Genomic DNA, 23,172 nt, shown 5'->3' on the forward strand with positions numbered 1-23,172 from the left:
CAAGGTGTATAAAAAGGGGAGAAAAAATGTTTAAAGAATGGAAAGCCATCTTCAAAAAACCGAAGGTTATTGTGGTGATGCTGGGAATTTCCTTGATTCCGGCTTTGTATAATGTGATTTTTTTGAGCTCCATGTGGGATCCTTATGGCAAACTTTCTGATTTACCAGTAGCGGTGGTCAATCAGGATCAAAAGGCGAGCCTATATGGACAAGATCTGTCCATTGGTTCAGATATGGTCCAAGATATGAAGAAAAATGCAGCGCTGGATTTTCATTTTGTGGATGAGGATCAGGCAGAGAAGGGGCTGGAAAAGGGAGACTATTACATGGTAGTGACTCTTCCCAAGGATCTATCAGCCAATGCGGCTAGTATCTTGAGCAATCAGCCTAAGCAAGTCACGATTCACTATCAAACATCCAGTGGCCATAGTTTTATCGCTAGTAAAATGAGTGATTCTGCCATGACTTCGATGAAGCAGTCGATCAGTCAGAAGATCACGAAAAGCTATGTGATAAGCCTTTTTGCGAGCATGGATAAGCTAAAAGGTGGACTTGGAACAGCCGCAGATGGCACAGCTAAATTGGCCGAAGGAAGTCAGAAATTAGCAAACGGTAGCCAAAAACTGACTACTAATTTGGAAAGCTTAGCCCAGTCCAGCCTAACCTTCTCAGATGGAGCTACAGCGCTATCGACTGGTCTGGTAGCATATACAAATGGAGTGGCTCAGATCAATGCCGGCTTGCCGACTTTTACTAGCAAGATGACGGAATATACAGATGGAGTTGGGCAGCTTTCAGCTGGTGCCAGTCAATTAACCGCTCAGTCAGAAACATTACTGAATGGAACCAACCAACTGACTGGCAATTCACAGGAATTAGTCGCTGGTGTGGAGCGTCTAAATAGTGGTTTGTCAGAACTGCAATCGTCCGTTAATAGCAGTGTTACTGCTAATCAAGAAAAGGTTGCTCAGTTGACGGCGGGTCTAGATCAGCTCAATACAGCTATTCAGAATGCGACATCGGGAACGAGCCTGCCAACGGAAACAATTGCGGCTTCTCTCACGACGATTGCGGCCAATGCCCAGTCTTTGGCAAGTAGTGCGCAAAGTGATCGGGCGGCAGCCGTGGCGGCTTTGGAAGGCACAGCTGCTTACCAGAAACTTTCTACCAGTGAGCAAGAAGAACTAAAAGCAGCTCTAGCAGGTGGAGCTGATTCTAGCAGCAGTGCGGCGGCAGCCATTGTACAGGAAGTTCAGGCCATTCAGACGAATTTGCAAGGTTTGCAAACAGCCAGCGGCCAAGCAAGTCAGCTGTCAGCCGCAGCGAGCCAAGTCCTGCCGGGCGCCTCAGCTATGATTAGTGGTCTCTACAGTGGTCTGGGTCAGGTAAATGAAGTTCTATCCTCTGCCAGCACTGGTTCAGCGACCCTTTCTCAAGGAATGATAGCCTATGCAGGCGGACTTTCTCAGGTTGCACAGGGAGTAACGGCTTATACAGCGGGGGTCGATCAGCTTTCTCAAGGATCGGCTAATCTAGCTAGTCATAATGAGCAAGTGACTTCTGGTATCGGTCAAATCAGCTCAGGCTTCGCTCAGCTAAATGACAAATCGCCAACTTTGGTCACAGGTATGCAAAGATTAACTACAGGTGCCAATCAAATGGCAGATGGTTCTCAGCAGTTAGCAGCTGGCGGTTTAACCTTGAGCGCTGGACTGGGAGACTTGTCAATCGGTGCTCAGACTCTAAATACAGGCTTGACGGATGCCAAGGGACAATTATCCGAGCTTTCTGTGACAGAGGACAATGCTGCTGCTTTGGCTGGTCCTGTTGAGCTGAAAAAAACAGACAAAGATCAGGTTGGTAAAAATGGTGTTGGTATGGCTCCGTACATGATTTCTGTTGCTCTTTTTGTAGCGGCGATTTCGACGAATGTCATTTTCGGTACGCTGCCTTCTGGTCAGGTTCCAGCTTCCCGTAAAGCTTGGCTTAAGGCTCGTCTGGAAGTCAATGGCTTGATTTCTGTTTTGGCAGGAATCTTGGTCTATGGAGCGGTTCATTTGATTGGTCTTGAGGCAAACTATGAATGGACGACGCTGGCCTTGACTGTTTTAGCCAGCATGGCCTTTATGGCGGTTGTGACGACTCTGGTCACTTGGGATAGTAAGATTGGAGCCTTTGTATCTCTGGTTCTCTTGCTCCTGCAGTTGGCTTCCAGCGCTGGTACTTATCCGCTGCCCCTAACAGCGAAAATCTTTCAAATGCTCAATCCAATCTTACCGATGAGCTATGCAGTGTCAGGACTGCGGGAAACGATCTCGATGAATGGTCAAATCGGTAGCCAACTAGCCTTCTTGACCGCGACTTTACTGATTTTCATGTTCTTAGGCACAATAGCCTATCGTCCTGATAAGAAAGAAATCATTTAATATAGAGAAGAATGCAGATTATTTTCTCTTCGAAAGGAACAACTTGGTTTTGTGAACAGAACCAAGTTTTTTTAGTTTCACGTGAAACGGTTGCTAAATAGCAGAATAATCAGTTTTGTAGATTTTCTCCACAAGTCTATTTTATTTGTTATGAAAATCAGAATGTTTTGTTTTCTTTAAGTTTTCTTTAGCCTTCCTTTAAGTTTTCATCCGTAAAATGGCTCTAGTTACAAGAAAGACAGGGGGAGAATCCATGGCTAAAAAAACATTTAAAGATAAATTTCAACGATTTGAAACCAAATACATTATTTCCAAAGAAACTTTGGCCGATTTATTGACCGAGTTTGAAGGCCATCTGGTAGAGGATGAGCATGCTTATTCGACCATTAACAATCTTTACTACGACACCCCAACCTATCAAATGATTCGTGAGTCCTTAGAAAAGCCTTATTTTAAAGAAAAATTGCGCGTGCGCACCTACGACGAAAACCCTAGTGAAGACAGCCAAGTCTTTTTGGAAATCAAGAAAAAAGTGCGCAAGATTGTCTACAAACGCCGTATTTCGACAGATCTAGTGGCTGCAGAGGCTTACTTGGAGGGCGATCACAGTAAGATTGAGGATTGTCAGATTCGTGAGGAAATCGACTGGCTGAGTCAGCGCTACGGTGGCCTGCAACCCATGATGTATATCTACTACAATCGTTATTCTATGAAGGGGATTGAGGATCCCAATGTTCGGATTACCATTGACCACGATTTGACCTACCGCAACTATGATTTGAGCCTCTTGCATGGTCATTACGGGGAAAATCTTCTGCCGGATCATTATGTGATTATGGAAGTCAAGGTGCCAGGAGCCTATCCGCTCTGGCTGAGTGAGATTTTGGATTGCCATCAGGTCTTCCCAAGCTCCTTTTCCAAATACGGGGTTGCTTACAAGAAAACGACAGACTATAAAGGAGTTGTAAATCATGCTTAATCACTTATTTTATGATATTTTTACCGATACGGCCGTAGATCCGGCCATGATGATGCTGGCAATCGGAGTGTCCTTGCTTTTGGGCTTGGTCGTTGCCAAGGTTTACCAGTTTAAGACGGTTTACAGCAAATCCTTTGTGATGAGTTTGGCGCTTTTGCCGACCTTGATTGCAATTGTCATCTTCTTGGTCAATGGAAGTCTGGGAGCAGGGGTTGCTGTCATGGGGGCCTTCAGCTTGATTCGTTTTCGTTCCGCACCTGGAGGAGCCAAGGAGTTGGTGTCCATTTTCCTAGTCATGACAATCGGGATTGCCATCGGAATGGGCTACCTGGTCTTTGCGACCGTCTTTACCCTCATCATGTCGCTCGTCATGCTGCTGCTTGAGGTGGTCAATTTTGGACAGATGAAGCATTCCATGCGCCAGCTGACTGTCGTCATACCAGAAAGTCTGGACTATGAAAGTATTTTTGATGATATTTTCAGCAAAGCTACCAATCATGTTGAACTGGCTAATGTCAAAACCTCTGATATGGGAAGTTTGTTCAAGCTTAAATACATCCTTCAGCTGAATGGTCGGATGACCGAAAAAGAACTCATCGATGCCCTACGCACGCGCAATGGCAATCTAGAGATTGCTATCAGCCGCTACATCACGAAAGAAAATGAATTATAACTAGAAAGAGGCCAATCATGAAAACAGGCAAGAAAAAAATATTTCAGAAAATAAAACTAATGGTGCCTCTAGCGCTAATGAGTGTTACCTTGGGAGCTTGCAGCTTGACCAGCCAGTCCAGCACTCCTACGAGTGCTAGTACCACGACCACTCAAACGGCTACCAGTACGACAAAGACAGACACATCTAGCCATTTCACAGATCGTGATCAGGATGCTTCTTATGATGAGTCGACAGCGACCAAGATTAGCTTGAGCGGCTCTACAGCCAAGACAACTGGTGACGGAGCGAGCGTTTCTAGATCCACAGTGACCATTACGGCAGCCGGAACCTATGTCCTCTCTGGCAGCAGTGAAAATGTGCAGATTGTTGTCAAGGCTGGCGATCAAGACAAGGTTCAGATCGTCTTGGATGGCGTGACTATGACAGGGACGGATGCAGCGATTGTGGTAGAAAATGCGGATAGAACCTTCATTACCCTAGCTGAAGGCAGCAAGAATAGCATTTCTGACTCAGCCAATCACACCAATACTGACTACGATGCAGCTATTTACAGTAAGGACGACTTGACCTTCAACGGCTCAGGCAGTCTGACCATCGAAGGAAATTATGGTAACGCGGTCGAGTCTAATGATGACCTACGTATCACAGGCGGAACTTATACGATCAAGGGCTATAAGAATGGCTTATCAGCCAATGATGCCATCAACATCAAGGAAGCCAGTCTGGATATTACCGCGACGGAAGATGCGATCCACGCAGATAATGACGAGGACACTTCGCTCGGAAATCTCTATATTCAGTCCGGTACCATTACGATTAGTGTCGGTGATGATGGTCTTCATGCCAGCAATGCAGCAGTGATTGATGGTGGAACGATCACAGTTTCCAAGAGTGTCGAGGCTCTAGAGGGAACAAATGTCACGATTAATGGCGGTACACTTGATCTTTATGCGACGGATGATGGGATCAATGCAGCTAGTACAGCGACTGGGGCTGAAATTTTCATCAAGATTACTGGTGGTGATATCAAGGTTGAAGTCGGCCAAGGCGACACAGATGCTCTTGATTCCAATGGCGATATCATCATGACAGGAGGAAACCTAGCTATCACATCCACGGTATCTGCCTTTGACTTTGATGGCAAGGCTACCTATACGGGCGGGACTATCACGGTTAATGGGCAAACCCGAACCGAAATCACATCCGATGGTCCTGGTGGTGGCGGTGCCCCAGACGGCCAAGGTGGCGGTCCCGGTCCCGGTGGACATTAAGCCCAATCATGAAAGTTTAATTGAATAGAACCAAAAAGAAATCTCCCTCATTCCAGCTGGAACGAGGGATTCTTGTTTATTCATCAATTCTGATGGCCATCTTTTCCGTATCAACCGTCATCTGAGCACCGATGGTAATGGTAAAGAGTGGCTGAGTATGGGCAAAGTCCAAGTCATAGAGGACAGGGATAGTCTTTAAAATCGGATGCTTGTCTAAGATATAAAGGAGTAGCTCTTCTGTCATCTGACATTCTTTTGGAAAGCGACCGATGAGGAGGGCCTGCGGGTTAGGATAGGCCTGAAGGAGGGCAGCTAGATTGCGGTCAAACTCCACATAGTCATCTTCCTCTGCCTCTTCAACAAAAAGGACATAGTTTTCGTCTGTCGGGGCATAGGGGGTACCGCGTAGGAGTGAGAAGGTGGAAAGATTGCCGCCGATAGCAGTGGCTTGGGCTTTTCCATGGTTGTAGACTTTCCACTCTGTCTCATGGAAGGTCAGTGGCGCATCGGGCAGGTACCAGGCGTTGTTGCCCCATTTTTCACTAGGAGTCAATTCATAAGAAGTCTGGCTGACGGCCTTGAGCCAGCTCTCAGTCTGGTAGTCCTGCAGGGCATCCATCTTAAAGCTGGAGTAGGATGGTCCCATGTAGGTTTTCATGCCAGTCTTACTATAAATTGCGCTGAGCAAGGCTGTTGTGTCCGAGTAGCCGCAGAAAATCTTAGGATTTCTAGCAATCAATTCAAAGTCCAGATAGGGCAGGAGCTCATTGCAGTTGAAACCGCCGATGGTGGCCAGGATGGCATCAACGGAGTCATCTGCAAAGGCGGCATGGATGTCTGCCACCCGGCTTTCGATGGAGGCAGAGTCTAACATATCATTTTCCAGATAATGCTCCGAAAAAGACACGGTAAATCCTAGCTTTTCCAAGCGCTCCTTGGCGACTAGATTGGCCTCAAAGCCACCGATGCGTTCGATTGACGACGAGGGGCTGACGACCCGAATGTGCATGCCAGGTGTGAGTTTTTTCATAGGAACCTCCTTGTGATAAATTTTATAGAGTATCATAACATAAAGGCTATAGGAAGTAAAGGTGGGGTTAGAGAATTTTTAGCAGGTCCGATAAGGAATTTACAGTAAAATCAGGTTCTTCTGATGGTGATTGGATTGGACTATATGCACTAAATCCTTGTTTTATCCAAATAGTTTTCATGCCCAATGCCTTAGCTGGCGCAATATCATTATCAAGTCTGTCACCAATCATAGTAGCAGATGAAGCAGAGCATGAAGCTTGTTGAAGGGCTAGTTGAAAAATTTTAGAACTAGGTTTAGAAAATCCACAATCAGCTGATGAGATAATCAGGTCAATCCATTGTCTGATACCAAAGTTTTCTAACCGCTTTTCTAAGTTAGGTAGCTGATTAGCAATAACACCTATTTTATAGCGATTATGCAAAGTTTCTAAAACTATTTTTGCATCTGGATAAAGTATTTCTAGCTCAGATTTCCACTTTGGTCGTTCTAAACTATACTCTTGTAGCGCTATTAAATCCCCCTTTAGCCCCTCTTGAAATAAGACTAGCATTCTTTGATAAAATGTATCATAAGTGATATTTGTTTCTGCGATTGCTTGTTCAATCCTATCCTGATAAGCTTTCTCTTCATTGATTAAAGTAGAACCAATATCAAAAAATAGCCATTTATAGTTTGTCATTCGAAACACCTCTTTATCTTATTTTACCATTTGGACCATAAAAAACGGAACCAATCAGGCTCCGCTCTATTTTTAATGATTAATCTCAATGCTGCCGGTGCTGGTGCGGGCTGTCAGCTTGGCTTGGGCCTGTTCATTGGTGTGGATGACTCGATCGCCTATGAAGTCCTCTTGGTCGTGGCTCGTCTGCATGTCCTTGGGCACTTCAATGTCACCTATATCTGTATGCAGGTCTAGTGAGATGGCTTTGTAGGTCTCTTCGGTGAGATGGAGATCGATGGAGCCATTGCCACTGGACATGTTGATATTGCCCTTGAGGGTTAGTTTATCACTAGTGATACTCCCGTTGGCGAGACTGATTTGAGTATCGGTCAGGTTGGTTTGGACTAGCTCGATGCTGCCATTAGCACTTTCAATGCTGCCGGTCTGAATCTGGCTGTGACTGAGTTCAATAGAGCCATTGCTGAGATCGGCTTTTAATTTTTTGATTGTCAGGTCATTGATTGATAGGCTGCCATTAGCTAAACTGGCCTTGACCTGCTCCAAGTTCCTTCTCTTAGGCAGGGATAGGATAACTTGTTGAGTCCTTTCCAAATCTCCATTTATCAAGCCCAGTAAAGAGCGCAGACTGCTGCTAATGTTGATAAAAAAGCTGGATTCCTTAATGTATAAACTACCGTTTTCGGCCTTGGTACTGATTTTTTCAGATGTCTTGCCATCTCCTTGATAATAGGTCAAATGAACCTTATCATCGGGCGATTCTTCGATAATAACCGAGCGGTTGCTCAACTCTAGATTTAAGGAATGGATATTGTCATAGGTTTCTTCTTGCTTGGCCATCTTGGTGCTAGCGGCTGAGCTCTTCACCAGATCCTGTAGACCACCACTAGCTAGCCCTGCCAGTATGAGGCCTAGACCCAGCAGACAGGCAGCAATAGCAAAGCTGAATATGGTTTTTCTTACTTTAGACATGACGGCCTCCTTTCCGTGCCAAGGCTTGGGCGAGTTTGACAAAACTCAGTTTGATAAAGCGGAGGATAGGACCAATGCTGAGATAGAAGAGTCCAGCCAAGCCTAAGGCTAAGAGGCTCATTCCCAAACTGAGGGCAAAAGCAGGAATAGAAGTGCCCATGCCCAGAGTCAGGCTGTCCCAAATCAGACTAGCCCCCATGGCAAACATAGCAAAAGCAAAGGTGGCCATGACAAAAGCAAAGACACTGATGAGGAGGAAGAAAGTAAAGACCAAAGTCAAAGCCAAGATTAAGAGAGGAATTGCCAGCGGTGCTGCCAAGATGGACAGAATGGCAATCTGGACGATCTGCTTGCTGTTTTTGACAGAGCTAGCATCTTGGCTGTCTTCTTCTATTTTCTTGTCCAAAAGATTGATGATAATCTCGTGAGCTGCTTCCTTGGGACTGCCCAGCTCAGCCATAGCTGCTGCCTCGCCCTCTGGACCGACCTCGTCAAAATACTCAGTAAAGTAGTCCATGGCTTCTTGATAGTCTTTTGCTGGCAACTTTTTCAAATAGTGATCTAGTTGGGCTAGATATTCAGTTCTTGTCATGGCGAATGCTCCCTTCTATGATGCCCTTAATCGTGCTGGTATAAAGCTCCCATTCGTTTTTGAGGCTGACCAGTTGTTTCTGACCTGTTGGGGTCAGAGAGTAATATTTTCGTTTTCGACCTTGATATTCCTGAGAGTATGTCTCTAAATACTGACTCTTTTCCAATTTTTTCAGGATAGGATAAAGCGTGGACTCCTTGATATCTGCAATGAGTTTGATAGTTTGGCTAATCTCGTAGCCATAAGAATCCTCTTTATCTAAAATCGCTAAAATCAGAAATTCTATCAGGGTAGAAGATGTAGGGAAATACATGCACTACCTCCTATATATAAAAATATTATATATAAACTTTCTACATATAGGATAATGCCTTTCAAACCAAAAGTCAAGCAATATATATAAATTTCACATATATGTTTTGAAAAGGATTTCATCCATGAAAAATAAGGGAATCAGCTTTTCTCCTCTTTATTTCCTTACAAGAACTTTACACAATCCACAGCTTTTATATTGAAATCTTTCTCTATAACATGGTAAAATAATCTATGTCTATCTAAAAGAAGATAAGAGTGAATGAAATGACGAAATATAAGACGATTTATAAGTTTGTAGGGCAGACACTGCTATACTTTGTGATTTTTGTCGCCCTGCTTTATTTCTTTAGTTATCTTGGCCAAGGTCAGGGTGGCTTTATCTACAATGAATTTTAATATAAGAGAGTACTATAGATGTCGAACACAGCAATTACAGATATGATTGAAGCGATTGAGTACTTTGCTCAGACGCAGCCGGATTTTCCTGTTTACAATGTCCTTGGAGAAGTCTATACTTATGGAGACCTGAAGGCTGATTCAGATGCGCTAGCGGCGAAGATTGATAGCTTGGGGCTGGCTCCCAAGTCACCAGTTGTAGTCTACGGTGGTCAGGAGTATGAAATGCTGGCTACTTTTGTGGCTCTGACTAAGGCAGGTCATGCCTATATTCCTATTGATAGTCATTCAGCCTTGGAGCGCGTGACTGCTATTGTGGAAGTAGCTGAGCCAAGCTTGATTATTGCCATTGCGGATTTTCCGCTGACTGATACAGATGCAGCCATCCTCAGTCTGGATCAGGTTCGAGCAGCTTACGCAGAGAAGACTGCTTATGAGATTAGCCATCCAGTCAAGGGCGATGATAATTACTACATCATCTTTACTTCTGGTACGACTGGTAAACCTAAAGGTGTGCAAATCTCTCATGATAACCTGCTCAGCTTTACCAACTGGATGATTACAGACAAGGAATTTGCGACACCTAGCCGCCCGCAAATGCTGGCGCAACCGCCTTATTCTTTTGACTTGTCAGTTATGTATTGGGCACCGACTTTGGCGCTAGGAGGGACGCTCTATGCCTTGCCTTCTAGTCTGACTCAGGACTTCAAGCAGCTATTTGAAGCGATTCTCAGCCTGCCTGTAGCAATCTGGACCTCTACTCCATCCTTTGCGGATATGGCTATGCTTTCGGAAGATTTTAACAGCCAGAAGATGCCAGGCATTACGCATTTTTACTTTGATGGAGAGGAGCTGACGGTCAAGACAGCTCAGAAATTGCGGGAGCGTTTCCCTGAGGCTCATATTATCAATGCCTATGGTCCGACTGAGGCAACAGTGGCTCTGTCTGCAGTTGCCATCACAGATGAGATGCTAGCGATCCTCAAGAGTCTGCCAATCGGCTATACCAAGGCGGATTCACCAACCTTTGTCATCGATGAGAATGGGCAAAAATTACCGAATGGTCAGCAGGGGGAAATCATTGTCTGCGGACCAGCCGTATCCAAGGGCTACCTCAACAATCCTGAAAAGACAGCTGAAGCCTTCTTTGAATTTGAAGGGCTACCAGCCTATCATACAGGTGATGTGGGTACGATGACCGATGAAGGCCTGCTGCTCTACGGCGGCCGGATGGACTTCCAGATTAAGTTTAACGGTTATCGCATCGAGCTGGAGGACGTATCTCAAAACCTCAACAAATCCAAGTATATCGAGGCGGCAGTAGCAGTGCCACGCTACAATAAGGACCACAAGGTTCAAAACTTATTAGCCTACGTTATTTTGAAAGACGGTGTCGCAGAGCAATTTGACCGCGAAATCGATATTACCAAGGCTATCAAGGAGGACCTGCAGGATATCATGATGTCTTATATGATGCCGTCTAAGTTCCTCTATCGGGAATCTCTGCCCCTAACACCAAACGGTAAGATTGATATCAAGGGGCTGATTAGTGAGGTCAACAAGTCATGATGGATTTCTTGAAACAGCTTCCTCATCTGGAGCCTTACGGAGACCCACAGTATTTCCTTTATCTTATCTTGGCTGTTTTGCCAATCTTTATCGGACTTTTCTTTAAAAAACGCTTCCCAGTCTATGAAGCCTTGGTCAGCTTGGCCTTTATTGTCTTGATGCTGACGGGCCCTAGTCTGGCGCAGCTCTATGCCCTGCTCTTTTATGTCGTCTGGCAGACGGTCTGGGTTTATTCTTATAAATTCTACCGCAAAAAGCGGGACAGCAAGTGGATATTTTATTTGCACACAGCATTGGCGGTCCTGCCCCTATTCTGGGTCAAGGTCGAGCCAGCTATCAGTGGCCATCAATCACTCTTTGGCTTTCTGGGAATTTCCTACCTGACCTTCCGCTCAGTTGGTATGATCATTGAGCTGAGGGATGGCGTGCTGACTGATTTCAGTCTCTGGGAATTTCTCCGCTTTATGCTCTTTATGCCCACTTTTTCTAGTGGCCCCATTGATCGTTTCAAGCGTTTCAATGAAAATTATCTCCAAATACCAGAGCGCGATGAGCTTTTGGATATGCTGGAGCAGTCGGTCAAATATATCATGCTGGGCTTTCTCTATAAGTTTGTCCTGGCTCATATCTTTGGCCACATGATTTTAGGGCATGTCAAGACCTATGCCCTCTATATCGGCGGTTTCTTCAATCTGGGAACGCTAGGCGTCATGTATGTCTTTGGTCTGGATCTCTTCTTTGACTTTGCCGGTTATTCGATGTTTGCGGTGGCCATTTCCAATCTCATGGGCATCAAGAGCCCTATCAACTTTGATAAGCCTTTTCTCTCTCGTGATTTGAAAGAATTCTGGAATCGCTGGCACATGAGCCTGTCCTTTTGGTTCCGGGACTTTGTCTTTATGCGGCTGGTCATGGTGCTGATGCGTAACAAGGTCTTTAAAAACCGCAACACGACCTCTAGTGTGGCCTATCTGATCAACATGCTGATTATGGGCTTCTGGCATGGTGTGACTTGGTACTATATCGCCTATGGTCTTTTCCACGGTCTGGGCTTGGTGGTCAATGATGCTTGGCTCCGTAAGAAAAAGACCATCAATAAAGAGCGCAAAAGCAAGGGGTTACCAACCCTGCCTGACAACAAGTGGACCCAAGCACTGGGGGTTGTTATCACCTTCCATGTTGTCATGTTCTCATTCTTGATCTTCTCAGGATTTTTGAATGACCTTTGGTTTAAAAAATAAAATGTAAAACGAGGAAACTATAATGGATGTAAAAGCAGAAGTAATTGAAATTATTGACGAATTATTTATGGAAGATGTGTCAGATATGATGGACGAAGATTTGTTTGATGCTGGCGTTTTGGACAGTATGGGAACGGTCGAGCTGATTGTTGAACTGGAAAACCGATTTGATATCCGCGTGCCAGTATCAGAGTTTGGCCGCGATGACTGGAACACAGCCAATAAAATCGTTGAAGGTGTAATGGAGCTTCGTAATGCTTAAACGACTCTGGCTGATTCTGGGGCCAGTCTTCTGCGCCTTGGTCATGGTCGCCCTGCTCTTTTTCTTCTATCCGCTTGAGAAAAAGCATGATGTGGAAACAGAGAAGCGTTCAGCTGTGACACTGACAGCAGAAACTTTCAAGAGCCGTAGCAAAAAAATGACGGCCCTGACAGATCAAGACACCCGCTTTGTTCCCTTCTTTGGCTCCAGCGAATGGCTGCGCTTTGACAGTATGCATCCAGCTGTTTTGGCTGAGAAGTATGACCGCAATTACCGACCTTATTTTCTGGGGCAGCGGGGGGCCGCTTCGCTCAATCAGTATTTTGGGATGCAGCAGATGGCTTCTGAGCTGGAGAATAAGACAGCGGTCTATGTCGTTTCACCCCAGTGGTTTACCAAGACAGGCTACGATGCTTCAGCCTTTCAGCAGTATTTCAACAGCGATCAGCTGACTGGTTTTCTCAGTCAGCAGGACGGCGGAGTAGGCTCTCAGTATGCAGCCCAACGGCTCCTGCAGCTCTATCCTAATATTGCCATGGGAGACATTGTTAAGAAAGTGTCGGATGGTAGTCAGCTGACTTCTTTTGAGCAACAGTATATCTATACTATGTGCCAGTTCTATCAGCGGGAGGATGCCCTTTTCAGTGCTCTTGCGGCTGGCAATAATGAGAACTATGAGACTAAAATTCTGCCTCAGCTTTCGCGCCTTCCGGACGAATTTTCCTATGAAGCCTTGGAGAAGGTTGCTACAGCGGACGCTATTAAACGAACTGGCAATAATGATTTGGGTATTGACAATAGTTTTTATAAGAAACGTTTGGCCAGCAAAATCAAGAAATTCAAAGGTTTCCAATCCAAGCAGTCTTATGAAAAATCTCCAGAGTACAATGATTTGCAGCTGGTTTTGGAACAGTTTGCCAAATCTCATACGAATGTTATCTTTGTTATCCCGCCGGTCAACGCCAAATGGATGGCCTACACTGGCCTGAGTGCAGACATGTATCAGCGGACAGTCGATAAGATTAAATTCCAGCTGGAAAGTCAGGGCTTTACGCATATTGCCGACTTTTCCAAAGATGGGGACAAGCCATATTTTATGCAGGATACGATCCACATGGGCTGGAATGGCTGGCTGGCCTTCGACAAGGCCGTAGATCCTTTTGTGTCTAATCCTCAACCGGCTCCAAACTATGAGATTAATGAAAAATTCTTCAGCAAGGAGTGGGCGAACTATACGGGTAACTACGAGGAATTTATCAAATAAGAAAAGCGTAGCTGGGAGGAGAAAACATGATTCGTTTGGCGGAAATGCAGGATGTCCCAGCAATTTTAGCAATTTTTGATCAGGCTAGAGATTTTATGCGGGCAAATGGGAATCCAACTCAGTGGCCAGCTTCCTATCCGAATCGTCAGCTGGTGGAGAGAGATATCCAGGCTGACAACTGCTATCTCTGCGAAGAAGCTGGACAAATTGTCGGGACCTTTGCCCTTATCATTGGACCAGATCCTACCTACCAGCAGATTGAAGGCGCTTGGCACTTCACAGAGCCTTATGGTACGATTCACCGTATCGCTTCAAATGGACAAGTCAAGGGTCTGGCTCATCAGTGTTTTGACTTTTGCTTGCAGCAGATTTCCTATCTCCGCATCGATACGCATGCGGATAACCATCCTATGCAGGCAGCCATTCGCCGCTACGGTTTTAGCCAGTGTGGTACGATTTATTTGCCAGATGGCAGCCCTCGGCTTGCCTATGATTATCATCAATGAAAAAATCTGCTCATTGGCAGATTTTTTCGTTAGATTAAAACATACTTTTCAATAGCTTTTGCGACACCGTGCTGGTTGTTGCTATAGGTCTCTGTCCGAGCGTCCTCTTTTACTTCCTGAGGGGCATTGCCCATGGCGACTCCCAGACCGGCCATTCGCAGCATCGGAAGATCGTTGAAGTTGTCCCCGATCGTCATGACCTGCTCCAGCGGAATCTGATAGTGGTTAGCCACTTCCAGAAGGGCGTGCTCTTTTGACACGTGTTTATGCGTGACTTCCAGATAATTGTCCTTGGACAGGTAGAAGGCTGTATTGGGGAAATCCAGCGTTTGCAAGTAAGCATGCAGTTGCTGGATAACAGCTGCTTCATCAATTAAAAGCAGTTTATGGGCTGGAATGAGAGCATCCAGAACGGGTAGCAGAACATTTTGAATAAGAGGTTGCTCACCTGTAATGTCGGCTTCGATCTGAACCCATTTGTCCAAACGTTCAGTAATCCAATCTTTACCAGAGTAGAGATTGATGGAAACACTAGGAAACTCGGCCTTGACAAGTTCCAGAAAAGTGTGGATTTCTTTTTTATCCAATGGATGCTCGATAATCGTTTCGTACTGATTTGAATCGCCTTTGATAATCAGGGCACCGTTGTAGCAGGCTAGAGGATTATCACCCAGTCCCAGCTCACGCGCAATTGGCTCCATTCCCAGAGGAGAGCGGGCAGAAGCTAGGACAAAGGGAATGTTTTCTTTTTTCAGCAAGGGAATCTGTTCCCTCAGTTGCGAATCTACTTGGTGCTGGTCATCAAGAATTGTGCCGTCAATGTCGCTGATAATCAAACGAATATGTTGCTTGGTCATGGTCGCTTCCTCCGTAAGCTATAAAATGAAATCTTGTAGAGCTAGTAAATGATGGTGACTTTCCCAGCCAGAAGAGCTTCTACCTCAGGGCTGGGTTTTTGATCCGTAATCCAGTAGTCAAAATCACTGATGTTTCCTAAAATATAGGTTGATTCCTTCTGAACTTTGGCCTGCTCGGCCAGCAGAATCTTTGTCTTGGCTTGCTTGAGGGCGAGCTTCTTCAGATAGGCATCTTCTTGGTCTTCAAAGCTGACTTGGCCATTTTTTAGCCCTGCAGCTCCGATGAAGGCCAGATCGAAAGAAATACTTCTGAGCAGCTCGGCTTCATTGAGGGCGTAGTAAAAGCGATTTCTCGGATAAAACTTCCCACCTAAAAGATGGAAATCAACCTGCTCCTGATCACTCAGCATGATGGCATTATCTAAAGAATGAGAAAAAATCGTCATTGGTTGCTGAACTTGCTGAGCCAGCTTAAGAACCACCGTTGACACATCAAAGAAATTGACCTGATTGGGTTTAAGAAAGTCCAGAGCCTTCTGAGCGATAGCCTTTTTTTCTTGGTTTAGTTGGCCGACGCGGTCGTTGAAAGAAGGGATTTGCCGACTATTTTCTAAAGGAATAATCCCGCCATGGGTGCGCTGAACCAGTTTTCGCTTGCTCAAAATCAAGAAATCGCGGCGAATGGTATCCTTGGAAACCTGAAAATAGTCCACCATGTCCTTGGCTGCCAGCTGTCCTTTGTCCTCCAGAAGTTCCAGCATTTTTGAAAGCCGCTGCTCCTGATACATCTTCTTTATCCTTTCTTCATATTTCTAAGATGATCATAACACATGTTTTAAGTTTTTAAAAGGTTTTTTAATGGTTTTTAAGTATTTTTGTCAAAAATAAGAAAAGTTCTTTTGAAATTATGTTATAATCAAATGAAAATCAAGCGGATAAGATGAGGAAAGATGATTTCAAGTGAATTTCGGAAATTAATGGAAGAAGACACGGTAGCAACTGCCAAGGCTCTTTTAGGTATGCAGTTAATTTTGGATGGCCAAGTTTTGGGACGAATTGTTGAAACGGAAGCTTATCTGGGACAGCAGGACAGTGCCTGTCATTCTGCTGGTGGGCGCCGCTCTCCTAAAAATGAATCCATGTATCTGACTGCCGGCCATTGGTATGTCTATCAGATTCACGGCCATCAGATGCTGAATCTGGTGACCAAGAGTGAAAATATCGCCGAGGCTGTTCTGATTCGGGCTTTGGAATTGCCAGATGGGCGTCTTTTGGCCAATGGTCCGGGGAAGCTGACTAGGTATGCAGGAATTGACAAGCGTTTTGACGGTCAGAGCTTAGGAGGAAGTTTGCAGCTAGACGAGGATTGTAAACCGGTTCAAATTGAAAGTCGGTCGCGGATTGGTGTCACCTGCACAGACGCATGGCGGCAAGAGCCTTTAGGTTTTTATGTTGCGGGCAATCGCCATGTTTCTAAAATTGCCAAGAAAAATCTAATAGCCGACCAAGAAACTTGGCAGCAAAAAACTCCTGATGGAGAATCAGAAGCTTTATAAAATCTTGTCAAATTTTTCTATGTAAAAGAGGCTCATGGTCATGATGACTGTCAGACCGAGGAGGATGAGGATGGCTGGTGTCCAAGACTGGAACAAATCAAAGCTGTAGCCAAAGAGGCTAGGTCCCAAAGAAGCTAAGATATAACCACCGGCTTGGGCCAGTCCGGATAGTTGGGCCGTTTGCGCAGGCGTAGAGGTCTTGAGGGAGAAGGTCACCATGAGATAGGGAAAGAGAGCACTGACAGACATGCCAATGAGGAGATTAAGAACCAACCAGTAAGCAAAGGAGTCTGTCCGAATCAAGAGCATGGCAATACCAATCAGGCCTGCTGCGGAAACCAGGCTAATCATGACCAGACGTTGACGAGCTTTCAAGCGGGCTGTCAAACTAGGAATTGTCATCGAAAAGGGCAGGCTAATTAGAGAAAAGACGGCTGCCAGTAAGCCTGTCGTATCAGTAGAAAGGCCGGCTTGTTGTCCTAAAGTCGGCAACCAAGTCATACTTGTATAAAAGAGTAGTGACTGTAAACCACCAAATAAAATCAAGGCCCAGACTCTTGGATTTTTCAGAAGAGCGCCTAGGTGTTGCTTTTTCTGATGTTTACTAGCCAAGTGATGGCTGTACTTGATATTGGGCAGCCAAACCAAGAGGATTATGAGGCAGATTAGGGTCGATACCCAGATGAGACCTTGCCAGGAACTCATTTGAACGATGGGAACAGCCAGAGCAGAAAGAATCGTAATCGACAGCCCCATAGATGTGATGTAAAGGGTTGTTAAAAATCCAATTCGATGTGGCTGATTGGCCTGAATCAAGCTCGGAAGAAGGACATTTAAGACAGCAATAGCCGCTCCTAAAATAATAGTTCCCGTATAGAGTAAGGGAAGATTAAACACGCGAATCAGCGAGCCTAGAGTTAGGACGACTAGCACAAGTGCAAACAGCTTTTCCAAGCTCATCTTTTGCGCCAAGCGCGGAGCAAAGACTGAGCAGAGGGCAAACATAATCAAAGGCAGACTAGTCAAGAGACCTAGGGAACTGACTGGAACCTGAAGTCCATCTGCAATGTCCGTCAAAACGACAGGCAAAACAGCAAAAGGTGCCCGCAAGGCAACTCCGATCATGATAATACCTGGAATTAAAAATGGTGAGTGTTCTTTTTTCATAAGTTATCAACCTCCTTTCGTGCGTCAAGGAACGATTATACCACATCTTCCCTGAAAATGATAGGTAAATTGCAGATTAGCTCATCAAGTCCAGAAAATAGTGGGAAATCGTGTCTTCGTCCACCTGCTTTCTTTGCTGTAGCCACCAGCTGACCGTATCCACAAAAGTTGACGTCACATAATTTTTTAGAAAATGCTCTGGCAGATGGCTCTTTTCCTGCAATAATTTCTGCTGAATCATGGGAAAGAGATAGTGTTCCAGCTCAATTTTCAGGCGGTTAATGAAATAAGTATTTTTAGCGAGGAGGAGGGTGGCTATCCGATCCTGATTTTTCCGAAAGTGATGGAAAATATGGGCTGTCGCTTCAAACAAATCCCGACCCTCCGAGCGCTCGATAAAGGTGTGCTGAAAGAGCTCTTGGCAGAGTTCCTCTAGCAGAGCTTCCTTGGTCTCGAAGTGACTATAGAAGGTAGAGCGCCCCACATCTGCCAGGTCAATGATTTCCTGAACGGTGATGCTTTCGTAGCTTTTCTGATTGAGCAGGCTGATAAAGGCTTGGTAAATGGCTGCGCGTGATTTTTTTACTCGTCTATCCATGGAAATTCCGTACAAAAAGAGCTTTTTGTCTGCTAACAGACAAAGGATATGAACTGCCTCTTGTTTCCTTCCTAATAATAGTAGATAATATAATTGAACAGAGTGTTCGGTATTGATTACATTATACCATAAGTATTATTCATTTGGGAAAATAAATAAGGAGGTTCACATGAAATCCAGTAGAAATATGACAATTGCCTTTCTGTTAAACTTTTCTTTTGCCATTATTGAATTTATCTTTGGCCTTCTCTTTAATTCCAGCGCTGTCTTAGCCGATGCGGTTCATGATACCGGAGATGCTCTAGCTATTGGCCTATCGACTCTTTTTGAAAAAATTTCCACAAAAAAAGAAGATCGAGAGTATACCTTGGGTTATAAGCGATACAGCCTGCTGGGAGCCATGTTGACCTCAGTGATTTTGCTGGTTGGTTCGACCCTGGTTATCGTGGAAAATATTCCTAAATTATTTGCTCCGGAGAAGGTGAATTATGATGGCATGTTAGTTTTGGGGATTGTCGCCATTGTCGTCAATACAGCAGCCAGCAGAGTTGTCAGCCATGGACACAGTCACAATGAATCCATTCTCAGTCTGCATTTCCTTGAGGATATTTTGGGCTGGATAGCAGTTATCGTAGTTTCCCTCATCTTGCGCTTCACCGACTGGTATTTCCTAGATCCTCTGCTTTCTCTCTTCATCGCAGGCTTTATTCTCAGTCAGGCCCTGCCAAAATTCTGGGAAAATATCCAGATTTTCCTAGACCATGTGCCTAACGATGTTGATCTCAGTCAGCTTTATCAGGAAATAGCAGCATTGGAAAATGTGCGAGCCATTACCCAGCTCAATGTTTGGACGACAGATGGTTTAGAAAAATTTGCCATGCTCCATATCTGTCTGGAAAATCCAAATTTGCTGGCTGAGACACAGGATACCCTGCGCCAGAAGCTACACACTTACGGCATTGCTAAAGTGACTATTCAGACCGATGAAAGCTTGCAGGAACACCAAGAATATTGTATTGGTAAAGAATAAGCCAGCTCCCCAGAGAAATTCTGGGGTTTTTGTTTGCGGAAATTAAAAAAATTTTCCAAAATAGCACATAAATTCTTGCCTTTTGTTATCAAATGTGATATATTTATAACATAAAGGATGTGAGATATTTCTAACACTCAAATAGTGAAATGACTAAAAAAGGATGTCAGAAGATAAATCATCTCTCAAAAAATTTATTACTTTTCTATTTTTTACAGCTTTCTAGCTGATGAAAGGAGTTTGTCATGAAAAAAAGTCAAAAAACCGGTGGCCTCATTGCGATGATTGCTACGGCTCTATTTATTGATTTCAATGTTTTCTTTGGTTCCAATCTTAATTGGGGGCCTAAGTTGATTATTCTCGGTATTTCAGTTTCAGCTCAGATTGTAGCCATTTGGGGTTGGCTGCACATGAAACCATGGCAGAAGAAAGATAAAGAGAAGAGAAATTTTGACTTATCTGCAAAACTGTATTCGCTGCTTGTGTTAGCAGCAAGCATTTTTTATACAGTAGGGATTTGGGTTTCGACTCCAAGCGAAGGATCCGGCATTAAAGAATGGATTTTAGGAATCGGCTTAGCTATTGAAGCGATTGTATTTGGTTTTTTCTCTTTGAAAAATATCAAGGAAACTCCAGACGAACGCTTCTATGCTAATCTAGCCAAGGCAGCAAGCTTGATGTTTGTCTTGATTCTCGTTGCACTGATGATGCTGGCAGTTATCAGTGGCTACATAGGTTCTCTCACTCTTTCCATGGGCCCAGTATTTATTGCTATAGCAGCCTTGATTTGCATCTTTGCAGTTGTCTATTTTATCTTTGAAAGGAGAGGATAGACATGGCCAAAGAGAGTAAGATTATCACCAATCTCAAATCTGTCCGCGAATCCATTGGTATGACCCAGCAGGAGTTGGCTGATCGCATTGGCATACGACGTGAGACGATTCTGCATCTGGAAAATAACCGTTACAATCCCTCGTTGGAGATGGCCCTCAAAATTGCTCAGGTTTTTAATTTGCAGGTGGAAGAACTTTTCCAACTAAAAGAAAAAGGAGAAAGATCATGAAACAACTTATTTGTCCTCACTGTGGTTCAGAGGAATTTATCACTTGCCAACAGCCTAAAGGTTATGCTGGTATCACTTCTGTAGATAAAAAGATTACTTTTAATGGACAAACCCTTTATCACGACATTTGCAAACACTGCGGTACTGTAGTGCGAAGCTATGTGAAAGATGTAGAGAAATTGTCTTAAAGAGAAATCAGGCACTTGAAATAAATGAACATTGAATATAAATGAAGTGCTAGAAATTTGGTTACTCCTGTGCAAGGTGAAATAACCTTGCACCGAAACCAGACTCATTTTAATCAGTTAACATTCAGTTTATTTCATCGAAAACAAAAAAGCCTTTGAAACGTTGATTTCAAGGGCTTTCTTGATGTCAATGATTTCACTTTTTCCTATCTATTTCTATGAGAGACTTGAAGTAAGTAGAAAAATATCTTAAAAATGGTATAATATGAGCGACTATTTACGGAGAATAAAATTTATAGAGGTGTTCCATTGGAAAATTGTGTTTATATTGTTTCTGGACCTCCAGGTGTTGGAAAAAGCACGGTCAGTAAAGAATTAGCTTACTCTTTTGACAAAAGTGCGGTAATAGAAGGTGATATGATTTATTTGATGATTAAAGGCGGATTAGTAGCACCCTGGGAAGATGATGGCTATTATATGGATTTATTCTGGGATAATATCATCAGTCTGACTAATAATTTCATCGACAGAGACATCACAGTCGTTATAGAATATGTCATCTTTGAGGAACAACTGAAGAAAATCGCGGAGTTCTTAAAGGCAAGACAGATAAACTTAAAATACTGCGTCTTGTTAGCAGAAGAAGAAACACTTAGAGACCGAGATTCTTCTAGAGAAGAAATTGAAAGAACAGGCGATTTATCTATCCAGTCAAGAAATGAGTTCTTAGCTAAAAATATTGAGGAAAATCATTTGCTGTATACAGATGATTTGGACATCAAAGAAACAGCACATATCATAAAAACTTCGGACAGATTTTTAGTTGATTAAAATTGAGCTTGATAGCTGGGAATTAGAAAGTAAAGAGATAAGACGGGTTTACAAGCTGGCAAGTAGATTGATTGTATGACAAATTTGAATTTATTAAGGTGTGCATATGAAAGAAAAAAGACCTGATTTTGGAGATATAAAATCATTTGAAGAATTTAATAGATACTATTGGTATCGAGAAGAACTTTCACAAATTTGTAAGTCCCTTGGATTAGAGTATAGATGTACGAAGCAAGAATTGAATTATATTATCGAACAATATTTTAGGGGAAATAAAGTAGAAAAATTTTTGAGTAAAGGAAACAAAAGTCAAGTCGAAGTGATAACCTTGGAGACTCCGTTACTTAACTGTGGTTTTTCTTTTAACCAAAAATTTCGAGATTATTTTTCAGCTGTAACAGGCATTAGTTCGTTTAAATTTAGTGCTGATATGGCAACGGCTTGGCGAAAAGTAAAAAGGGATAAAGATATAAAATTCACTATTCAAGATATGATTAAAATATATTATGGCGAGTCAGATTATGCCAAGTATGATAGTTCGGCTTGCCAATGGAATCAGTTTCTAAAAGACTTTTGTTTAGATGAATTGAGCGATTGTTATTCTAATAAGTTAAAAGTTGCAGCTATTCTCTGGAAAGAAGTTAGAAACTCGATACATGAAAAAGTTTACTCACAGGAACTTTTAAAAAAGTATGCATCTAAAGTAGAGGAATACCGTAAGTAAACAGATTCCAGCTTGTCGAGCTGAATAAAGCTGAGTCCATTAATTTATATACTATTTTATTATAGCGTAATAATAAAATAGATGTTGGAGCAAGCATAGAAAAAAGAGGAGCCTCGTAATGATGCTCCTCTAACTTTTTATTGTCCGAATCCATATTCTTATTTCAAAAAAAGGTAGTGATTCGGTTGATTTATATTGCGATGTACTGAATTCAAGAAAAATAAAAAACGCTTGAAATGAACTGAACCCCAAAAGTTGGACAGAAAAAATCTAACATTGGGGTGTTTTATAATGAAATTGCGTTATAAAGCTAAAGTTCAAATCTATGAACTAAGGAAACAAGGGATCAGCTTAAAGCGTCTTTCAGAAAAAATATGGAATTAATCTTTCAAATCTTTTGTATTTCAAAAATTTATTGGAACTTTTCTCTTTATGCGTTTGTCGTGTCATCATAAATTATTTTTTAAACGCTTCGTATAGTTTTTTATAGAACTCTTTCTTTTCTTTTTTCTGATCATTAAACTCTTTTTTGCCGTAATCAAAATTCGCTACTGAAAATCCCTTACCATCATCAGAAAAAGTGAAGAATTCTATACCAATCAATTTATTATTTTTAGCATCTTCTACAGTAGTTCCTAAATTATTGTTAAATTGTTTAACTTCTTCTTCACTAACTCCAAATCCCATAGCAGTGCCATCTGCAATAATATTTGAAAATACTTCTTCTGAAGATGCTACTTCTTTGACAGATATTAGATAGACAGCATCTCCTGTTTCTACTTGCCTTACCTTATCCCATCTTTCGGTATCATTCGAAGAGATTGTATAGACTGTTAAATCCACCGAAGGTTGTACTGACCCCAAAAAGTTGGACAAAAAATATTAGTGAAAGGATTTGGTTCTGTACTGAACAGGGCTGAGTCCTTTTAGCTTTGCTTTAATACGCTTGTTGTTGTAGTAAAAAATATAATCCGTGA

The 23,172-nt window shown here is 43.2% G+C and carries 28 protein-coding genes; 17 read left to right on the forward strand and 11 right to left on the reverse strand.

Going from position 1 to position 23,172, the window contains the following annotated elements; translation table 11 throughout:
• Positions 1 to 26 precede the first annotated feature (26 nt).
• From AC5FEC_RS07370 to AC5FEC_RS07385, 4 genes are all read left to right on the forward strand, one after another.
• Complete coding sequence (locus AC5FEC_RS07370; protein ID WP_493661782.1) at positions 27 to 2,426, forward strand: YhgE/Pip family protein; 2,400 nt, start codon at positions 27 to 29, stop codon at positions 2,424 to 2,426.
• A gap of 253 nt (positions 2,427 to 2,679) precedes the next feature.
• Entirely contained in the window at positions 2,680 to 3,405 is a 726-nt protein-coding gene (locus AC5FEC_RS07375; RefSeq protein WP_493661783.1) for a polyphosphate polymerase domain-containing protein, read from the forward strand.
• On the forward strand, positions 3,398 to 4,078 hold the full coding sequence (locus AC5FEC_RS07380) for a DUF4956 domain-containing protein (RefSeq protein WP_217473232.1): 681 nt from the start codon (positions 3,398 to 3,400) through the stop codon (positions 4,076 to 4,078). The genes AC5FEC_RS07375 and AC5FEC_RS07380 overlap by 8 nt, the downstream gene beginning before the upstream one ends.
• Positions 4,079 to 4,095: 17 nt before the next feature.
• On the forward strand, positions 4,096 to 5,352 hold the full coding sequence (locus AC5FEC_RS07385) for a carbohydrate-binding domain-containing protein (protein WP_493661784.1): 1,257 nt from the start codon (positions 4,096 to 4,098) through the stop codon (positions 5,350 to 5,352).
• Between the two features lie 76 nt (positions 5,353 to 5,428).
• Here the strand turns inward: AC5FEC_RS07385 and AC5FEC_RS07390 are convergent, their stop codons facing one another.
• The 5 genes from AC5FEC_RS07390 to AC5FEC_RS07410 form a co-directional block, all read right to left on the reverse strand.
• Positions 5,429 to 6,382: a S66 family peptidase gene (locus AC5FEC_RS07390; RefSeq protein ID WP_493661785.1), complete on the reverse strand. Its 954-nt coding sequence runs from the start codon at positions 6,380 to 6,382 to the stop codon at positions 5,429 to 5,431.
• A 67-nt stretch (positions 6,383 to 6,449) separates the two neighbouring features.
• On the reverse strand, positions 6,450 to 7,064 hold the full coding sequence (locus AC5FEC_RS07395) for an HAD family hydrolase (RefSeq protein WP_015606044.1): 615 nt from the start codon (positions 7,062 to 7,064) through the stop codon (positions 6,450 to 6,452).
• A 72-nt stretch (positions 7,065 to 7,136) separates the two neighbouring features.
• Positions 7,137 to 8,036: a DUF4097 family beta strand repeat-containing protein gene (locus AC5FEC_RS07400; protein WP_493661786.1), complete on the reverse strand. Its 900-nt coding sequence runs from the start codon at positions 8,034 to 8,036 to the stop codon at positions 7,137 to 7,139.
• Positions 8,029 to 8,628, reverse strand: coding sequence for a DUF1700 domain-containing protein (locus AC5FEC_RS07405; protein ID WP_037614982.1), 600 nt, complete (start codon positions 8,626 to 8,628; stop codon positions 8,029 to 8,031). The genes AC5FEC_RS07400 and AC5FEC_RS07405 overlap by 8 nt, the downstream gene beginning before the upstream one ends.
• Positions 8,615 to 8,941, reverse strand: a complete 327-nt coding sequence (locus tag AC5FEC_RS07410) for a PadR family transcriptional regulator (protein ID WP_493661787.1) — start codon at positions 8,939 to 8,941, stop codon at positions 8,615 to 8,617. The genes AC5FEC_RS07405 and AC5FEC_RS07410 overlap by 14 nt, the downstream gene beginning before the upstream one ends.
• 266 nt (positions 8,942 to 9,207) lie before the next feature.
• Between AC5FEC_RS07410 and AC5FEC_RS07415 the strand changes: the two genes are divergently transcribed.
• From AC5FEC_RS07415 to AC5FEC_RS07440, 6 genes are read left to right on the forward strand one after another with little or no spacing between them, the layout of a single operon-like run.
• The gene (locus AC5FEC_RS07415) at positions 9,208 to 9,339 is read left to right on the forward strand and encodes a teichoic acid D-Ala incorporation-associated protein DltX (protein ID WP_005591428.1); all 132 of its coding nucleotides are present in this window, start codon (positions 9,208 to 9,210) and stop codon (positions 9,337 to 9,339) included.
• Between the two features lie 18 nt (positions 9,340 to 9,357).
• Positions 9,358 to 10,908, forward strand: a complete 1,551-nt coding sequence (dltA, locus tag AC5FEC_RS07420) for a D-alanine--poly(phosphoribitol) ligase subunit DltA (RefSeq protein WP_493661788.1) — start codon at positions 9,358 to 9,360, stop codon at positions 10,906 to 10,908.
• On the forward strand, positions 10,905 to 12,149 hold the full coding sequence (gene dltB, locus AC5FEC_RS07425; RefSeq protein WP_217473227.1) for a D-alanyl-lipoteichoic acid biosynthesis protein DltB: 1,245 nt from the start codon (positions 10,905 to 10,907) through the stop codon (positions 12,147 to 12,149). Before dltA ends, dltB begins: the two co-directional genes overlap by 4 nt.
• Before the next feature lie 22 nt (positions 12,150 to 12,171).
• Positions 12,172 to 12,411, forward strand: a complete 240-nt coding sequence (dltC, locus tag AC5FEC_RS07430; RefSeq protein WP_062201561.1) for a D-alanine--poly(phosphoribitol) ligase subunit DltC — start codon at positions 12,172 to 12,174, stop codon at positions 12,409 to 12,411.
• Entirely contained in the window at positions 12,404 to 13,675 is a 1,272-nt protein-coding gene (dltD, locus tag AC5FEC_RS07435) for a D-alanyl-lipoteichoic acid biosynthesis protein DltD (RefSeq protein ID WP_493661789.1), read from the forward strand. Before dltC ends, dltD begins: the two co-directional genes overlap by 8 nt.
• Before the next feature lie 26 nt (positions 13,676 to 13,701).
• A complete protein-coding gene (locus AC5FEC_RS07440; RefSeq protein WP_037614970.1) occupies positions 13,702 to 14,181 on the forward strand; it encodes a GNAT family N-acetyltransferase in 480 nt (159 codons plus the stop codon).
• Positions 14,182 to 14,210: 29 nt separating this feature from the next.
• On the opposite strand, the gene AC5FEC_RS07445 is transcribed toward AC5FEC_RS07440, so the two are convergent.
• Both AC5FEC_RS07445 and AC5FEC_RS07450 read right to left on the reverse strand, forming a co-directional pair.
• Entirely contained in the window at positions 14,211 to 15,038 is an 828-nt protein-coding gene (locus tag AC5FEC_RS07445) for a Cof-type HAD-IIB family hydrolase (protein WP_493661790.1), read from the reverse strand.
• A gap of 41 nt (positions 15,039 to 15,079) precedes the next feature.
• Positions 15,080 to 15,826, reverse strand: a complete 747-nt coding sequence (locus AC5FEC_RS07450) for a DeoR/GlpR family DNA-binding transcription regulator (protein ID WP_493661791.1) — start codon at positions 15,824 to 15,826, stop codon at positions 15,080 to 15,082.
• A gap of 162 nt (positions 15,827 to 15,988) precedes the next feature.
• Here AC5FEC_RS07450 and AC5FEC_RS07455 point away from each other — a divergent pair, with 162 nt between their 5' ends.
• Complete coding sequence (locus AC5FEC_RS07455; protein WP_234549530.1) at positions 15,989 to 16,594, forward strand: DNA-3-methyladenine glycosylase; 606 nt, start codon at positions 15,989 to 15,991, stop codon at positions 16,592 to 16,594.
• Here the strand turns inward: AC5FEC_RS07455 and AC5FEC_RS07460 are convergent.
• Both AC5FEC_RS07460 and AC5FEC_RS07465 read right to left on the reverse strand, forming a co-directional pair.
• Positions 16,589 to 17,761 (reverse strand): CynX/NimT family MFS transporter, encoded by a 1,173-nt coding sequence (locus tag AC5FEC_RS07460; protein ID WP_493661792.1) that lies wholly within the window; start codon positions 17,759 to 17,761, stop codon positions 16,589 to 16,591. The two genes, AC5FEC_RS07455 and AC5FEC_RS07460, sit on opposite strands and share 6 nt — an antisense overlap.
• A 76-nt stretch (positions 17,762 to 17,837) precedes the next feature.
• Positions 17,838 to 18,359, reverse strand: coding sequence for a TetR/AcrR family transcriptional regulator (locus AC5FEC_RS07465; RefSeq protein WP_062201548.1), 522 nt, complete (start codon positions 18,357 to 18,359; stop codon positions 17,838 to 17,840).
• 169 nt (positions 18,360 to 18,528) lie between these two features.
• On the opposite strand from AC5FEC_RS07465, the gene AC5FEC_RS07470 reads away from it, so the two are divergent.
• The 6 genes from AC5FEC_RS07470 (at position 18,529) to AC5FEC_RS07495 (ending at position 22,195) form a co-directional block, all read left to right on the forward strand.
• On the forward strand, positions 18,529 to 19,389 hold the full coding sequence (locus AC5FEC_RS07470; protein WP_037618181.1) for a cation diffusion facilitator family transporter: 861 nt from the start codon (positions 18,529 to 18,531) through the stop codon (positions 19,387 to 19,389).
• Between the two features lie 245 nt (positions 19,390 to 19,634).
• Positions 19,635 to 20,222, forward strand: a complete 588-nt coding sequence (locus AC5FEC_RS07475) for a DUF3796 domain-containing protein (protein WP_493661793.1) — start codon at positions 19,635 to 19,637, stop codon at positions 20,220 to 20,222.
• 2 nt (positions 20,223 to 20,224) lie between these two features.
• Entirely contained in the window at positions 20,225 to 20,452 is a 228-nt protein-coding gene (locus AC5FEC_RS07480; RefSeq protein ID WP_037618178.1) for a helix-turn-helix transcriptional regulator, read from the forward strand.
• Positions 20,449 to 20,640, forward strand: a complete 192-nt coding sequence (locus AC5FEC_RS07485; RefSeq protein ID WP_037618175.1) for a hypothetical protein — start codon at positions 20,449 to 20,451, stop codon at positions 20,638 to 20,640. Before AC5FEC_RS07480 ends, AC5FEC_RS07485 begins: the two co-directional genes overlap by 4 nt.
• A 309-nt stretch (positions 20,641 to 20,949) precedes the next feature.
• Positions 20,950 to 21,471 (forward strand): AAA family ATPase, encoded by a 522-nt coding sequence (locus tag AC5FEC_RS07490; protein WP_493661794.1) that lies wholly within the window; start codon positions 20,950 to 20,952, stop codon positions 21,469 to 21,471.
• A gap of 106 nt (positions 21,472 to 21,577) precedes the next feature.
• A complete protein-coding gene (locus tag AC5FEC_RS07495; RefSeq protein WP_493661795.1) occupies positions 21,578 to 22,195 on the forward strand; it encodes an SAP domain-containing protein in 618 nt (205 codons plus the stop codon).
• A gap of 456 nt (positions 22,196 to 22,651) precedes the next feature.
• On the opposite strand, the gene AC5FEC_RS07500 is transcribed toward AC5FEC_RS07495, so the two are convergent.
• Positions 22,652 to 23,071 (reverse strand): hypothetical protein, encoded by a 420-nt coding sequence (locus AC5FEC_RS07500; RefSeq protein WP_493661796.1) that lies wholly within the window; start codon positions 23,069 to 23,071, stop codon positions 22,652 to 22,654.
• A 6-nt stretch (positions 23,072 to 23,077) separates the two neighbouring features.
• Positions 23,078 to 23,172: IS3 family transposase (locus tag AC5FEC_RS07505; protein ID WP_154388400.1), on the reverse strand; the 95-nt coding region annotated here is incomplete at its 5' end.

The sequence above is a fragment of the Streptococcus sp. STC1396 genome (assembly GCF_058933875.1).

Bases quoted from the DNA above. Each gene is read 5' to 3' on its own strand.
- dltD (WP_493661789.1), top strand. From the start codon at position 12,404: ATGCTTAAACGACTCTGGCTGATTCTGGGGCCAGTCTTCTGCGCCTTG.
- AC5FEC_RS07465 (WP_062201548.1), bottom strand. From the start codon at position 18,359: ATGGATAGACGAGTAAAAAAATCACGCGCAGCCATTTACCAAGCCTTT.
- AC5FEC_RS07390 (WP_493661785.1), bottom strand. From the start codon at position 6,382: ATGAAAAAACTCACACCTGGCATGCACATTCGGGTCGTCAGCCCCTCG.
- AC5FEC_RS07470 (WP_037618181.1), top strand. From the start codon at position 18,529: ATGAAATCCAGTAGAAATATGACAATTGCCTTTCTGTTAAACTTTTCT.
- AC5FEC_RS07455 (WP_234549530.1), top strand. From the start codon at position 15,989: ATGATTTCAAGTGAATTTCGGAAATTAATGGAAGAAGACACGGTAGCA.
- dltB (WP_217473227.1), top strand. From the start codon at position 10,905: ATGATGGATTTCTTGAAACAGCTTCCTCATCTGGAGCCTTACGGAGAC.
- AC5FEC_RS07445 (WP_493661790.1), bottom strand. From the start codon at position 15,038: ATGACCAAGCAACATATTCGTTTGATTATCAGCGACATTGACGGCACA.
- AC5FEC_RS07375 (WP_493661783.1), top strand. From the start codon at position 2,680: ATGGCTAAAAAAACATTTAAAGATAAATTTCAACGATTTGAAACCAAA.
- AC5FEC_RS07405 (WP_037614982.1), bottom strand. From the start codon at position 8,628: ATGACAAGAACTGAATATCTAGCCCAACTAGATCACTATTTGAAAAAG.
- AC5FEC_RS07410 (WP_493661787.1), bottom strand. From the start codon at position 8,941: ATGTATTTCCCTACATCTTCTACCCTGATAGAATTTCTGATTTTAGCG.
- AC5FEC_RS07495 (WP_493661795.1), top strand. From the start codon at position 21,578: ATGAAAGAAAAAAGACCTGATTTTGGAGATATAAAATCATTTGAAGAA.
- AC5FEC_RS07485 (WP_037618175.1), top strand. From the start codon at position 20,449: ATGAAACAACTTATTTGTCCTCACTGTGGTTCAGAGGAATTTATCACT.
- AC5FEC_RS07370 (WP_493661782.1), top strand. From the start codon at position 27: ATGTTTAAAGAATGGAAAGCCATCTTCAAAAAACCGAAGGTTATTGTG.
- AC5FEC_RS07475 (WP_493661793.1), top strand. From the start codon at position 19,635: ATGAAAAAAAGTCAAAAAACCGGTGGCCTCATTGCGATGATTGCTACG.
- AC5FEC_RS07480 (WP_037618178.1), top strand. From the start codon at position 20,225: ATGGCCAAAGAGAGTAAGATTATCACCAATCTCAAATCTGTCCGCGAA.
- AC5FEC_RS07440 (WP_037614970.1), top strand. From the start codon at position 13,702: ATGATTCGTTTGGCGGAAATGCAGGATGTCCCAGCAATTTTAGCAATT.
- AC5FEC_RS07380 (WP_217473232.1), top strand. From the start codon at position 3,398: ATGCTTAATCACTTATTTTATGATATTTTTACCGATACGGCCGTAGAT.
- dltA (WP_493661788.1), top strand. From the start codon at position 9,358: ATGTCGAACACAGCAATTACAGATATGATTGAAGCGATTGAGTACTTT.
- AC5FEC_RS07450 (WP_493661791.1), bottom strand. From the start codon at position 15,826: ATGTATCAGGAGCAGCGGCTTTCAAAAATGCTGGAACTTCTGGAGGAC.
- AC5FEC_RS07460 (WP_493661792.1), bottom strand. From the start codon at position 17,761: ATGAAAAAAGAACACTCACCATTTTTAATTCCAGGTATTATCATGATC.
- AC5FEC_RS07400 (WP_493661786.1), bottom strand. From the start codon at position 8,036: ATGTCTAAAGTAAGAAAAACCATATTCAGCTTTGCTATTGCTGCCTGT.
- AC5FEC_RS07415 (WP_005591428.1), top strand. From the start codon at position 9,208: ATGACGAAATATAAGACGATTTATAAGTTTGTAGGGCAGACACTGCTA.
- AC5FEC_RS07385 (WP_493661784.1), top strand. From the start codon at position 4,096: ATGAAAACAGGCAAGAAAAAAATATTTCAGAAAATAAAACTAATGGTG.
- dltC (WP_062201561.1), top strand. From the start codon at position 12,172: ATGGATGTAAAAGCAGAAGTAATTGAAATTATTGACGAATTATTTATG.
- AC5FEC_RS07395 (WP_015606044.1), bottom strand. From the start codon at position 7,064: ATGACAAACTATAAATGGCTATTTTTTGATATTGGTTCTACTTTAATC.